This is a genomic window from Nonomuraea sp. NPDC049486 (assembly GCF_040676925.1).
Lineage (GTDB): Bacteria > Actinomycetota > Actinomycetes > Streptosporangiales > Streptosporangiaceae > Nonomuraea > Nonomuraea ferruginea.
Genome location: NZ_JBFAPV010000020.1, coordinates 18,572 through 31,541, shown reverse-complemented (window position 1 = coordinate 31,541; position 12,970 = coordinate 18,572). Strand labels below are relative to the sequence as shown.

Annotated in this window: 12 protein-coding genes; 7 read left to right on the top strand and 5 right to left on the bottom strand. The window is 74.0% G+C overall.

Annotated elements, in window-relative coordinates:
- Nucleotides 1-91: 91 nt before the first annotated feature.
- Nucleotides 92-2,179 carry an NAD-dependent DNA ligase LigA gene (gene ligA / locus AB0K05_RS39145; RefSeq protein WP_271278295.1) on the bottom strand — a complete coding sequence of 696 codons (2,088 nt, stop codon included), beginning with the start codon at nucleotides 2,177-2,179 and terminating at the stop codon, nucleotides 92-94.
- Nucleotides 2,180-2,351: 172 nt separating this feature from the next.
- Here ligA and AB0K05_RS39140 point away from each other — a divergent pair, with 172 nt between their 5' ends.
- Nucleotides 2,352-3,020: a class I SAM-dependent methyltransferase gene (locus tag AB0K05_RS39140; protein WP_271278294.1), complete on the top strand. Its 669-nt coding sequence runs from the start codon at nucleotides 2,352-2,354 to the stop codon at nucleotides 3,018-3,020.
- Here AB0K05_RS39140 and AB0K05_RS39135 read toward each other — a convergent pair.
- Both AB0K05_RS39135 and AB0K05_RS39130 read right to left on the bottom strand, forming a co-directional pair.
- A complete protein-coding gene (locus AB0K05_RS39135) occupies nucleotides 2,984-4,186 on the bottom strand; it encodes a Cmx/CmrA family chloramphenicol efflux MFS transporter (RefSeq protein ID WP_364236238.1) in 1,203 nt (400 codons plus the stop codon). The genes AB0K05_RS39140 and AB0K05_RS39135 overlap by 37 nt on opposite strands.
- A 43-nt stretch (nucleotides 4,187-4,229) precedes the next feature.
- Nucleotides 4,230-4,802, bottom strand: coding sequence for a TetR/AcrR family transcriptional regulator (locus AB0K05_RS39130; RefSeq protein ID WP_148031901.1), 573 nt, complete (start codon nucleotides 4,800-4,802; stop codon nucleotides 4,230-4,232).
- 110 nt (nucleotides 4,803-4,912) lie between these two features.
- Here AB0K05_RS39130 and AB0K05_RS39125 point away from each other — a divergent pair, with 110 nt between their 5' ends.
- Genes AB0K05_RS39125 through AB0K05_RS39105 form a run of 5 tightly spaced genes read left to right on the top strand, consistent with a single transcriptional unit; the run spans nucleotide 4,913 to nucleotide 9,140 of the window.
- Entirely contained in the window at nucleotides 4,913-5,809 is an 897-nt protein-coding gene (locus tag AB0K05_RS39125; protein ID WP_271278292.1) for an ABC transporter ATP-binding protein, read from the top strand.
- Nucleotides 5,806-6,567 carry an ABC transporter permease gene (locus AB0K05_RS39120; RefSeq protein WP_364236234.1) on the top strand — a complete coding sequence of 254 codons (762 nt, stop codon included), beginning with the start codon at nucleotides 5,806-5,808 and terminating at the stop codon, nucleotides 6,565-6,567. The genes AB0K05_RS39125 and AB0K05_RS39120 overlap by 4 nt, the downstream gene beginning before the upstream one ends.
- Before the next feature lie 20 nt (nucleotides 6,568-6,587).
- On the top strand, nucleotides 6,588-7,688 hold the full coding sequence (locus AB0K05_RS39115; RefSeq protein ID WP_364236342.1) for a histidine kinase: 1,101 nt from the start codon (nucleotides 6,588-6,590) through the stop codon (nucleotides 7,686-7,688).
- Entirely contained in the window at nucleotides 7,679-8,323 is a 645-nt protein-coding gene (locus tag AB0K05_RS39110) for a response regulator transcription factor (RefSeq protein WP_271278290.1), read from the top strand. Before AB0K05_RS39115 ends, AB0K05_RS39110 begins: the two co-directional genes overlap by 10 nt.
- A gap of 19 nt (nucleotides 8,324-8,342) precedes the next feature.
- The gene (locus tag AB0K05_RS39105; RefSeq protein WP_271278289.1) at nucleotides 8,343-9,140 is read left to right on the top strand and encodes a pentapeptide repeat-containing protein; all 798 of its coding nucleotides are present in this window, start codon (nucleotides 8,343-8,345) and stop codon (nucleotides 9,138-9,140) included.
- 81 nt (nucleotides 9,141-9,221) lie between these two features.
- On the opposite strand, the gene AB0K05_RS39100 is transcribed toward AB0K05_RS39105, so the two are convergent.
- On the bottom strand, nucleotides 9,222-10,313 hold the full coding sequence (locus tag AB0K05_RS39100; RefSeq protein ID WP_271278288.1) for a class I SAM-dependent methyltransferase: 1,092 nt from the start codon (nucleotides 10,311-10,313) through the stop codon (nucleotides 9,222-9,224).
- Between the two features lie 297 nt (nucleotides 10,314-10,610).
- On the opposite strand from AB0K05_RS39100, the gene AB0K05_RS39095 reads away from it, so the two are divergent.
- A complete protein-coding gene (locus AB0K05_RS39095; protein ID WP_364236231.1) occupies nucleotides 10,611-11,624 on the top strand; it encodes an AraC family transcriptional regulator in 1,014 nt (337 codons plus the stop codon).
- Between the two features lie 162 nt (nucleotides 11,625-11,786).
- Here the strand turns inward: AB0K05_RS39095 and AB0K05_RS39090 are convergent, their stop codons facing one another.
- Nucleotides 11,787-12,749 (bottom strand): SDR family NAD(P)-dependent oxidoreductase, encoded by a 963-nt coding sequence (locus AB0K05_RS39090; RefSeq protein WP_364236229.1) that lies wholly within the window; start codon nucleotides 12,747-12,749, stop codon nucleotides 11,787-11,789.
- Nucleotides 12,750-12,970 lie beyond the last annotated feature (221 nt).

Here is a 12,970-nt window from a genome sequence, read left to right as displayed (position 1 = left end):
AGATCCCCGCTCGGCGGCCTGAAGCACGCCACGCCGCCGATTCACGGCGAGTGACGGCACCGGACCCCAGGACGTCGTCTTCGGGATCCGTTCAGGTCGCCGGAGTCAGGTGGCCGGCGACCAGCGTGACGAAGTCGTCGGGGGTGATGACGGTGATGCCGAGGGACTCCGCCTTGGCCCGCTTGGAGCCCGCCTTCTCGCCCGCCACCAGCAGGCTGGTCCTGGCCGAGACGCTCGACGACGACTTGCCGCCCGCCCGTTCGATCAGCTCGTTCATCTGGTTGCGCGTCAGGGCTGCCAGCTCGCCTGTCATGGCGCCCGTGACCACCACGGTCTTGCCCGTGAGGGGAAGCTCGGCAGTCTCGCCGGCCGGGGCCGGCCCGGCGGGGTCCGGAGCCTGGCCCGGCTCGGTCATGTTGACCCCCGCGGCGGCCAGCTTGGCGATCAGCGGGCGCAGCTCGGCCAGCTCGGCGACCAGGAGCGTGGCCTTCTCCGGCCCCATGCCCTCCACCTGCTGCACGGCCTCGGCGTCGGCGGCGAGGATCGCGTCCATCGTGCGGAAGTGGCGGGCGATGCGGCGTGACATCGACCGGCCCGTGCCGCGCACGCCCAGCGCGCAGAACACCCTGCTCAGCGGCCTGGCGCGGGCCTGGTCGAGGGCGGCCAGCAGCTTGTCGGCGCTGGTCTCGCCCATCCGGTCGAGCCCGAGTATCTGGTCGCGGGTCAGCGTGAACAGGTCGGCGAAGTCGATGATCAGGCCCGCGTCGAGCAGCTGGACGATGCGGTTCTCCGCGAGCGTCTCGATGTCGAGCTGGTCGCGCCCCGCCGCGTAGAGGATGGACGCCAGTGCGCGGCAGGCGCGGCCCCGCACGCACCGCCAGCGCTCCTGCGACCGGTCGATCTCGCCCGCGCAGTTGGGGCACGACTCGGGGAAGACGATCTCCGTCTCCTCGCCCGTGCGCAGGTGGACCACCGGCGCCTCGATCCGGGGGATGACGTCGCCCGCCTTGTGGACCATGACCTGGTCGCCCAGCCTGAGGCCGCGGCGGGCGATGTCGGCGGGGTTGTGGAGGGTGGCGTAGGTGACGGTGCTGCCGTCGAGCTCGACCGGCTCCAGCACGCCCCGGGGCGCGATGACGCCGGTGCGGCCGACGCCCCACTCGACCCCGACCAGCTTGGTGATCTTCTCGGTGGCGGGCAGCTTGTAGGCGGTCGCCCAGCGCGGCGCGCGCGTGCCGAAACCCGCCGCCGCCTGGTCGGCGGCGCTGTCGGCCTTGATCACGATGCCGTCGATGCCGAACGGCAGCGTCGCCCGCGCCGCCGCCACCTCGCCGATGCGCTCCTGGATGCGCTCCACCGTCGTCGCCACGATGCCGGCCACCGGGGTCGCCGCCGTCGTGGCCACGCCCAGCTCGGCCACCAGCTCCATGATCTCGCTGTGCGGCAGCTCGCGCAGGCTCGCCGCCAGCTCGGAGTCGTCATCGGGCGGCAGCGGCAGCGCGCTGTAGCCGAAGAACGTCAGCTCGCACACGTAGGGCCGGTCCTTGGCGCGCAGCGTGCCGGCGGCGGCGCTGCGCGGGTTGGCGAAGGTCGTGCCGTCGTGCGCCTGCCGCTTGGCGCACGCGGCCTCGAACTGCTCGGCCGTCATCAGCACCTCGCCGCGGATCTCCACGGTGACCGGCCTGGACAGCCGCCGCGGCAGCCCGGTGACGGCGCCGATGTTGTGGGAGACGTCCTCACCGGCCGCGCCGTCGCCGCGGGTGACGAGCTGCACGAGCCCGCCCCGGTGGTAGCGCGCCGACACGGCCAGGCCGTCGAGCTTGGGCTCCACGCTGAAGGCCGCCACCGGGCGGCCCAGCCGCCGCTCCAGCCCGGCCACCCACTTGGCGAGCTGCTCGGCGGAGAACACGTTGTCGAGGCTGAGCATCGGCACCGTGTGGGGCACGTCGCCGGTCACCGCGCCGCCGGCCACCTTGCCGGTGGGGGAGTGGGGGAGCACCTCGCCGGGGTGGGCGGCCTCGTAGGCCTGGATGCCGCGGAACAACCGGTCGTAGTCGTCGTCGTCGAGCTCCGACTCGCCGGTGCCGTAATAGGCGGCGTTGGCGTCGAGGGCCCGCCGCACGGCCTCGGCATAGGCGGCCCGGTCGGCCAGGACGGTGTGGGGCGCGGTGTCGGTCATGAGCTTCATCCTTCCAACCGGCACCGACATTTTCGTCTCTCCGACCAGCGGCTCAGCGGACGCGGCGGCCCTTCTCGCCGGAGCCGGAGAGAGGGGCCGCGTCGCCGCCGCTCGCGCGGCGATCTCATCATGCAGGATGAAACGGCCGGAGTTCCGACCCGAAGGGGGCCGCATGGCGGGTGTCAAGGACGTCGGGGATCTCATGCACCGGACCTTCTTCCGGACGCTCTCCCTGCTGGGCTCCCGCGGTCAGGGAGCCCTCCTGCGCCGCTACTTCGACTGGTGGCACCGCAACCCCGACCCCTGGCACATGGGCACGGACGCGTACGAGCAGGCCAAGTACGCGGCCACCCTCGCGCAGATCCCCGACCGCCCCTACGGGCGGATCCTGGAGGTCGGGTGCAGCGAGGGCGTCTTCACGAAGCTGTTGACCGAGGCCTATCCCGACGCCGACATCACCGGGCTCGACATCTCGGAGCGGGCGCTGTCCAGGGCGGCCGAGCGGGTGGAGAAGGCGTCCGGCCGGACCAGGCTGCTGGCCGCCGACATCCTCACCTTCACCTCCGAGCACCGCTACGACCTGGTGTTCTGCGCGGAGACGCTCTACTACCTGGGCCGCCGCGACCGGCTGAAGCGGGCCAGCGAGCAGCTGGCCGGGCTGCTCGGTCCCGGCGGCGTGCTGGTGCTGGTGCATCCGTGGCCGGAGGCGAGGCGGCTGCACCGCTTCGTGCACGCGAGCCCGCTGTCCCAGGTGAGCGAGCGGGTGGAGACCACGGCGCACCGGCCGTTCTCGGTGTGCGTCTATCAGGCGCGGCCGACCGGCTCGACCGGCGCCGCCTGAACCTCCGGCGCCCGCGTCACCCGCGCCAGCGCCACCGTGCCCAGGGCAGCGAGGCCGAGGGCCGCGCCGATCCAGCCGATCGACCCGTACCCGAACCCCGCCTCCAGCGCCAGCCCGCCCAGCCAGGGGCCCACGGTGATGCCGGTGTTGAAGGCCGCCACGTTCACCGCCGCCGCCAGCGCCGGCGCGCCCGCGGCCAGCGCGAACACGCGGGTGTTGAGCGCAGGGTTGACGGCGAAGCCGAACCCGCCCAGCAGGAACGCCAGCGGCACCACCGCCCACGCCGCCTCCGCGCCCAGCGCGATCCCGGCCGACACCAGCGTCACTCCGGACAGTCCGGTGAACAGCAGGGCGAACGGCCGGGAGTCGGCCACCCGGCCGCCGAGCGTGATCCCGATCAGCGAGCCCAGCCCGTACAGGGCGAGCACGCCCGCGACCCAGGCCGGCGCCAGGCCCGTGGTGTCGACGAGCAGCGCGGCGAGGTAGGCGAAGACGACCAGCAGGGCGGCGGTGGAGACGGCGGTGGTGGCGCAGGCAAGCCACACCTGCGGCCGGGCGAGCGCGCGCACCTGGGCGCGCAGCGGCAGTTCCCCGCCCGCCGGCGGCTCCGGGCGGGCGGCCGGGACGGTGGCGAGCACGCCGGCCGCGGCGAGCGCCGACAGCGCGGCCACGGCCCAGAAGACGGCACGCCAGCCCAGGCTCTGCCCCACGAGGGTGCCCGCCGGCAGGCCGACCAGGGTCGCCACGGTGAGCCCGCCCGCCACCACGCTCATCGCCCGCCCCCGGGCGCTGACCGGCACCAGGCCGATCGCCGTCACGGCCGCCACCGCCCAGAATCCGGCGTACACGAAAGCCCCCGCCACGCGGGTCGCGAGCAGCACCCCATAGGAGGAGGTCAGCGCCCCCACCACGTGGGTGACGGCGAACACCGCCATGAACGCCAGCAGCGCGTCGCGGCGCGGCCAGCGCAGGGTCAGCACGGCCAGCACCGGGGCGCCCACCAGCATCCCCAGCGCGAACCCGGAGATCAGCAGGCCCGCCTCCGGCACGGACACGCCCAGGTCGGCGGCCATCTCCGGCAGCAGCCCGGCGAGCATCAGCTCCGACGTCCCCTGGGCGAAGATGGCCACGCCCAGGATGTAGACGGCTAGCGGCACAATGATCACTCCAATTTTAGATAGATCAGTACAAAACAAGGGCGGGAAAAGCTCAGAAGGCCCGCAGCGCGGTCGTGGCGATCGCCTCCAGCGCCGCCCGGTCGCCGCCGCCGCGAGCGGCCACCCGCATGCCGCCGACCGTGGCCATGAGGAAGTGCGCGAGCGCGCAGGGATCCCGGTCGGGGCCCAGCTCGCCCTCGGCGCGCGCCGCCGCGAACGCGTCACGCAGCCTGGCCACCCGCTCCTCCTGGTGGCGCCTGGCCGGCTCGGCCAGCTCTGGGTCGCGTGGCCCCAGCTCCACCAGGGTGTTGACCACCATGCAGCCCGGCGGCTCGCCCTCGGGGCTGTCGACCGCGTACCACAGCAGGGTGCGCACCTTCTCCCTGATCGGCAGCTCGCTGTCCAGCAGCTCGGCCAGCTCGGCGTCCTTGCGCTCCATGTAGCGCCGCAGCGCCTTCAGGAAAAGCTCGCGCTTGCTCTCGAAGGCGTTGTAGACGCTGCTGCGGCCCAGCCCGGTCGCCGCGCACAGGTCCTGTGTCGAGGTCGCCTCGTAGCCGGACTCCCAGAACGCCCGCATGGCCGCCTCGACGGCCTGCTCCTCCTCGAAGGTCCTCGGTCGTGCCATGTTCCGTACGGTAGCGTTTTGGACTGATCTGTGCAATACGGGAATCCGCCATACGAGTCGACGGGCGGCCCCATGGTCGCGGCACCCGCGCCCGCCTAGCGTGAGAACACATGATCACTCTTGACCGGCTCACCAAGCGGTACGGCGAGCGCACCGCCGTCGACGGCCTCACCCTCCAGGTGAAGCCCGGCGCCGTCACCGGCTTCCTCGGCCCGAACGGCGCGGGCAAGTCCACCACGATGCGCATGATCCTCGGACTCGACCGGCCCACCTCCGGCACCGCGCTCGTCGGCGGCACCCCGTACCACCGGCTGGACAGGCCGCTGCGCACGGTCGGCGCGCTGCTCGACGCCCGCGCCGCGCACCCCGGACGCAGCGGCAGGGCCCACCTGCTGGCCCTGGCCCGCGCCAACGGCATCCCCGCCGCGCGCGTCACGCGGGTGCTCGAACGGGTCGGGCTGGCCACGGTGGCCGGCAAGCGGGCCGGCACGTACTCGCTGGGCATGAGCCAGCGCCTGGGGATAGCGGCGGCGCTGCTCGGCGACCCCGAGGTGCTGATGTTCGACGAGCCCGTCAACGGGCTGGACCCGGACGGGGTGCGCTGGGTACGCGAGCTGATGCGGTCGCTCGCCGCCGAGGGCCGCACCGTGTTCGTCTCCAGCCACCTGATGAGCGAGATGCAGCTCACCGCCGACCACCTCGTGGTGATCGGCAAGGGACGACTGCTCGCGGACGCGCCGCTGTCGCGGCTGCTGGCGGCCACCGAGGTGCTGGTCCGCAGCCCGCACGCGGGCGACCTGGCCGACCGCCTGACCGCCGCCGGCCTGACGGCCGTCCGGCGCGGCGAGAACGAGCTGGTCGTGACCGGCGCGACCGTGGAACGGGTCGGCGACCTCGCCCACGAGGCGGGCGTGCGGCTGCACGGGCTGAGCCCTCGCGAACCCTCGCTGGAACAGGCCTTCCAGGAGCTCACGGCCGGCAGCGTTGAGTACGGGGTGACCCGATGAGGGACGCGATGGCGGCCGAATGGGTCAAACTCCGGTCGATCCGCTCCACCTGGCTCTGCCTGGCCGCGGGCGTCGTGGTCAGCGTGCTCGGCGCGATCACGCTGGGCGGCGCGGCGGCGATGGAGAGCGAGCACGTCCAGGCGACCGAGCCCGTCGTGTCGGTGATCCTGTTCTCCCAGTACGCGGCCATCGCGCTGGCCGTGCTGGCCGTCACCACCGAGTACGCCTCCGGCACCATCAGGCCCACCCTGCAGGCCGTGCCGGTGCGCGGGCGGATGCTCGCGGCCAAGTCGCTCGTGGTGGCGCCCGTGCTGTTCGCCGCCGGAGTGCTGACCGGGGCGGCCGCCGCGCTGGCCACCTACCTGGTGCTGCTCGCGCCGGTGTTCCGCTCGGCGCCCGCGCTCGCGCCCGCCGAGACCGCGGCCGACCTGCTGCGGCTCGGCGTCTTCCACGCGCTGGTCGGGGTGCTGGCGGTGGGGGTGAGCGCGGCGCTGCGCGGCTCGGCGGGGTCGCTCGCGGCGCTGTTCATGGCGACGCTCGGGCTGCCGCTGCTGCTGGTGATGACGGGCGTCCCCGCCGCGGTGGAGGTGTCGCTGCGGCTCCCGACGTTCGCCGGGATGGCGTTCCTGGGAAGCACCGACAACCTCACCGGCGGGCCGCTCCCTTACCCGCCGGGCGAGGGCCTGGCCTGGCTCGCCGCCTGGACCGCGCTGGCCGTGGCCGCGGGCTACGCGGTGCTGCGCCGGCGCGACGCCTAGACTGCGCAGCCGTGGACGTCATGCTGCGCAGGCTCGCCGGGGTGCTGGCCGGGGCGGTCACCGGGGGAGCCGAGCTGCTGCTCCTCGCGCTGGCCTGGCCCGCCCGCGCCCGCTGGGCGCCGCGGCTGGTGGCGCTGGAACGCGCCCGGCTGCGGGCCCTGCTCGGGTACGACGCCGAGGCCGGCACGGCGGGCACCGGCTACCTCGCGGCCCGCGCGGTCACCGGCCTGGCCGGCGGCTACCTGACACTGGCGCTCGGCTTCGTCGGCGCGCTGTTCCTGGGCGGCGCCGGATGGGCCGTGGTGACCGGGTCGGCCACCCCGGTGGTGCTGCGCTTCCCCGGCATCAACCTCACCACCGACAGCCTGATCATCGGCCTGGTCTGCGCCGCCGTCCTGCTGGCCCTGACCGCGCTCTGCTGCTGGGCGACGGTGGCCGCCGAGCGCCGCCTGGCCGCCCGCTTCCTCGGCCCCGGGGTCCAGGAACAGATGAGGCGGCGCATCGCCGAGCTGACCACGACCCGGTCCGGCATCGTCCGCGCCGTCGACGACGAGCGGCGCCGCATCGAGCGCGACCTGCACGACGGCGTGCAGCAGCGCGGCGTCGCCCTGGCCATGCTGCTCGGCCGCGCCCGCCACAGCCCCGCCGACGCCCCCGCCCTGGTCGACCAGGCCTACGCCGAGTCCCGCCGGCTGCTCGACGAGCTGCGCAGCGTCGCCTGGCGCGTCTACCCGACCGCGCTCGACGAGCTGGGACTGCGCGCCGCGCTGGCCGGTGTGGCCGAGCGCTCGCCCGTACCCGTGACCGTGCACTACGGGCTCGGCGACCGGCCGGCGCCGCAGGTGGAGACCGCGCTCTACTTCGTCGCCCGGGAGGCGATCACCAACGCGGTCAAGCACGCCCGCGCCCGTGACATCCTGGTCGTGCTCGGCGAGGACGGGAAGGCGGTGCGCGTGGACATCTCCGACGACGGCCAGGGCGGGGCCGACCCCTCCGGCGGCGGCCTGTCCGGGCTGGCCCGCCGGGTGCTCGCCCTCGACGGCACGTTCGAGGTGGCGAGCCCCGCGGGCGGCGGCACCCGGGTGACCGCGGTTCTGCCCAAGGAGGGGGCGTGCGGCTGATCCTGGCTGACGACGCCGTGCTGCTGCGCGAAGGGCTGGCCCGCCTGCTCCAGGACGCCGGCCACGAGGTCGTGGCCGCGGTCGGCGACGCGCCCGCCCTGGTCGAGGCCGTCGCCGCCGACCGGCCCGACGTGGCCGTGGTCGACGTGCGCATGCCGCCGACCCACACCGACGACGGCCTGCGCGCTGCGCTGCGCATCCGCGAGAGCTGGCCCGAGGTGGGCGTGCTGGTGCTGTCGCAGTACGTCGACAAGACCTACGCCGCCCAGCTGCTCGCCGGGTCCGGCGACCGGCTGGGCTACCTGCTCAAGGACCGGGTGTCGGAGGTGGCCGAGTTCCTCGACTCGCTGGAACGGGTGCACGCCGGCGGCACCGTCATCGACCCCGAGGTGGTCCGCCAGCTCCTGGCCCGCACCAGCCGCGCCGACCCGCTGCGCCGGCTCACCGGCCGCGAGCGCGAGGTCCTGCACCGCCTGGCACAGGGCTACGCCAACGGGGCGATCGCCGAAGGCCTGCACGTATCATTGAGCACGGTCGAGAAACATATCCAAGCCATCTTCGACAAGCTGGAGCTGCCGGCCACCCCCGCCTACAGCCGGAGGGTGCTGGCGATCCTGCGCTATCTGGACGACTGACCCGGGGGCGACGACGCGCGTGCACGAACTGAAAGCCGACTGCGCGAGCTGCTCCGGGCTGTGCTGCGTGGCGCTGCCCTTCTCCCGCTCCGCCGACTTCGCCGTCGACAAGGCGGCCGGCGAGCCGTGCCGCAACCTCCGCGACGACTTCCGCTGCGGCATCCACCGCGACCTGCGCCGCGAGGGCTTCCCCGGCTGCGTGGCCTACGACTGCTTCGGCGCCGGCCAGAAGGTCACCCAGGTCGTGTACGAGGGTCGCGACTGGCGGCGGCGGCCCGGGTCCGCCCGTGAGATGTTCGCCGTCTTCCCCGTGGTGCGGCAGCTCCACGAGCTGCTGTGGTACCTCACCGAGGCGCTCGCGCTCCCCGCCGCCCGCCCCCTGCACGCCGACCTGCGCGCGCTCCTGGACGAGACCGGGCGGCTCACCCGCGCCACCCCGGAGGAGATCCTCGCCGCCGACGTGGCCGCCTGCCGCGAGCGGGTCAACCCGCTGCTGCTGCGCGCCAGCGAGCTGGCCCGGGCCGGGCTGCGCGGCAAGAAGCGCAGGGGCGCCGACCTCATGGGCGCCAACCTCAAGGGCGCCGACCTGCGTGGCGCCGACCTGCGCGGCGCCTACCTCATCGGCGCCCAGCTCAAGGGCGCCGACCTGCGGCAGGCCGACCTGATCGGGGCCGACCTGCGCGCCGCCGACCTCAGCGGCGCCGACCTCACCGGCAGCCTCTTCCTCACCCGGTCCCAGATCGGCTCCGCCCAGGGCGACACCGCCACCAGGCTGCCGCCCGCCCTCGACCGTCCCGCCCACTGGAGCGGCCGATAACCGGTTGACCCACCGGGTTCCGGCACCCTGTTCGCCCGGGCGCGGGCGGACGAGGTGGAGGCCGAGTTCCTGGCGCGACGGTCAGGCGTCCAGCCGGTAGAAGCGGAAGAAGTCGTGCTCCACCGGCAGCACGGTGCAGCGGCCGAAGCCGGCGGCGGCCGCGTGCTCCCGCACCGCGCCCGCGCGGATCACCGTGCCGGTCGCGGCCGTCGGCCGGTCCACGAGCTGGGTGGGCAGGCAGTGCGTGACGCTCCACCCGTACATCAGGCGCTCCACCTGGTCGCCCGGCGCGGTGAACGTGTCCGCCACCCGCTCGTCGCCGACCAGGACCGCGCCGCCGCGGGCGAGGGCGTCGCGCATCGCGCGCAGCGCCTCCACCGGCTGCGCCATGTCGTGCAGCGCCTCCAGGATGACGACCAGGTCGTACGGGCCGGTCTCGGGCAGCCGGGCCACGTCGGCATGCAGCACTCTGATCCGGCCGTCGAGCCCGGCCTCAGCGGCGTTGGCCCGCGCGTCGGCGACGGAGGCGTCGTCCAGGTCCACGCCGTCCACCCGGGCGTTCGGGAACGCGCGGGCCAGCGCGAGCGTGGACCAGCCCTGGCCGCAGCCGACGTCGGCGATGCGCGGGCGGGGCGCCGCGTGCAGCCGCTCGACCACGTCGGGCATGGCCTGAAGCCACTCGCCGGTCAGGTCGTGGGTGAACGCGGGCCGGTTGATGTGGCCCTGCCCGTGCCGGAACGCGCGCCCGTACGAGGAGTAGGGGACGCCCGTGCCGGTGCGGTACGCGTGCGCGACCAGGTCCAGCACGCCGCCGATGCCGGCCAGCAGATGCCCGAACGGGGCGACGTACGCCGGGTCGTCGGCGTGCACCAGCACGCGGGCGTGCTCGGGCGGCAGGGCGAAACGGCGCTCGCCGCCGGGCGGCTCCTCCACGTCCAGCAGCCCGGCCACGGCCTGCTGCTCCAGCCACTCGCGGGCGTACCGGGGCGCGATGCCGGCGTCGTGGGCGAGCTCGACCGGCGTGAGCGGGCCCTGCTCGTGCAGCACCCGGTACAGGCCCAGTTCGGTGCCCAGATAGACCGAATAGAGCTCCAGGGCGCCGACGGTGCCCTCGAACAACCGGTCCACCAGCCGGTCGGTGCGGTCGGTGTCCAGGCTCAGGTCGGTGGTCATCGCAGGTCTCGCTTTCTCCAGTGAACGATCGCGAGATCAGGATCGGTCCCTCTGATCTGGGAAAACAGGGAAAAGTACGTGTATCAGGCGAGTTCCTTCCCTGACGGCTCCCGTGTTCTCCAGGTTAGGACGAGTGTGTTCGGGACTTGCTCGGGGGCGGGCGCCTGCGTCACCGGCCGCATGGAGCTGTTCATGTCTACGTCGTGGCCGTGGGCGGTCGCTCGCTGGAACCGGAAAGACGGCTGATGCTCCAGGTTGCTCCGCTTTTGCGGGAGCGTCTCCCGTTATGCTCCCGGCATGGATGTGCTGTCGGACGCGGTCACGGCCGCGCGGGTGGGCCGCCCGCACTCCAGCCGCCTCGTTGGGAAGGTGCCCTTCGCCGCGGACTTCCCAGCGGGGGAGGGCTGCGCCGGGTTCCACGTCGTGCTGCAGGGCTCGTGCCTGCTGCTGCCCCGCGAGGCGGATCCGGTGCCGCTCGCGGTGGGCGACGTGGTGTTCCTGCCCACGGCCGCCGCACACGGGCTGGCCTCCGCCCCCGCCGCGCCGCCCGGCGGGACCGTCGTCCTGCTGTGCGGCGGCTACCCGATGGACCAGGACCGGGTGCACCCGCTGCTCACCGAACTGCCCGAGATCGTCCACCTGCCCGCGAAGGTGGGCCGCGATCCGTCGCTGCAAGCGGTCGTCGAACTGCTCGCCCAGGAACTCGACCGGGCGCCGACCACCGAGGGCGACGCCCTGCCTCTGCTGTCCAGCCAGGCGCGGGGCGTCGACGGTGACGGCCTGCCGGTGCTGTCCGGCCAGGAGGATGGCCGGGTGCCTGCCCTCGGGGGTGGCGCGCCCGGTGGTGATGCCGCTCTGCCTGCGCTGCTCGACCTGTTGCTGCTCTACATCCTGCGGGCCTGGCTGGCCGAGCAGTCCGGCGGCTGGGCGGGGGCCCTGCGTGATCCCGCCGTGGACGCGGCCCTGCGCGCCGTCCACGGCGACCTGGCCAGGCCGTGGACCGTCGAGGCGCTGGGCAGGCAGGGCGGGCTCTCCAGGGCGGCGTTCGCCAGGAGGTTCGCCGCACTGGTGGGGCGGCCGCCGCTGGCCTATCTCACCTGGTGGCGTCTCACCAGCGCGGCCCGCCTGCTCCGCGACACCGACGAGCCGCTCACGGCCATCGCCGCCCAGGTCGGCTACGGTTCCGAGCACGCCCTCGCGCACGCGTTCAAGCGCGAGTACGGTCTCGCCCCGGGCGCCTACCGCCGCACCACCCCCTCACGTAACCCAGTACGAACCTTCCGGGACGGAATTGGCTGGTCAGAGCAATAGGCCTGGCGTGCGGCGAGTGCCGACCGGGATCTGGCCGGTCATAGCCTGCGGCGGGTGCCAAGGGCGGGCTGGCCAGATCTTGCGGGGGTCCGGTACGGAAGTCTGAGGGCGGGCGCGGGTGAGTGTCCGGACGGGAGTGGCCGGTCACTCGTTCGCGATCGTCTATCTCTGAGAGAAGGCGTTCACGCCGGTGAGTTCCGCTGAGAGGTGCCACAGGCGGGCGGCCTCGTCGGGGTCCGTCGCGTGGGGGCGGACGCCCGGGCCCGGGGCGGTTCCGTCCGACCGGGGGGCGACGTCGCAGTCCTCCAGGTAGAGGCCGCCCAGGCCGTCGAGCCGAGGCGAGGTGGCCGCCCACACCTGGGTGGACGCCCCCTGCTCCGGGGTCTTGAAGCTGTCGGCGACCTGGTTGCCGTCCTCGTCGATCCAGCCGGCCGCCACCATCTCCGCCTTGGGCAGGTGCCGCTGGAGCGGGGTGAGGATGCCGCCCGGGTGCAGGGCGAAGGCGCGCACCCCGTACGGAGCCGCGAGCCTGTCCAGGTGGACGGCGAACAGCACGTTGGCGGTCTTGGCCTGCCCGTACGCCAGCCACTTCTCATAACCGGTGGTGAGATGCACGTCGTCCCAGCGGATGCCGGTCATGCGGTGGGCGTTCGACGACACGGACACCACCCGTCCGCCGCCGCGCCGGATCGCCGGCCAGAGCCGGTTGGCCAGCGCGTAGTGGCCCAGGTGGTTGGTGGCGAACTGCAGCTCCCAGCCGGGCCCGACCCGCGTCTCGGGGGCGGCCATCACCGCCGCGCTGTTGATCATGATGTGCACGTCCCGGCCGGAGCCGAGGAAGCGCTCGGCGAAGTCGCGTACGCTGCCGAGGTCGGCCAGGTCGAGCGCGTCCACCTCGACCCCGGCGACCCCGGCGACCGCCTCCGCGGCGTGCTCGGGCCGCCTGGCGGGCACCACGACCCGGGCGCCCGCCTCCGCGAGCGCCCGCGTGGTCTCCAGGCCGAGCCCCGAGTAGCCGCCCGTGACGATCGCCAGCTTCCCGGTCAGGTCGATGCCGCGCAGCACCTCGCGCGCGGTGCTGCGGGCGCCGAAGCCGGATCCGATGCTCTGTTGCGCTGTGGTCATGTCCGCGACGTTACGGAATGGAGCGCACTCCAGGTCAAGCCGGGGGCTCGTACGGCCAAGCCGTCCGAAGCCGCGCGCTGGGGGAGGGGAGTGGGTGTACGGGAGGTGCTGGGAAGCGACGAGCCCGCACGACCTGCGGCGGGTGCGCCGCGGCGGCGTCACCGGTGCTGCCCGGGCGACACGGGTGCCGCCTACGTGGCGGGGGAGACGCGCACATCACT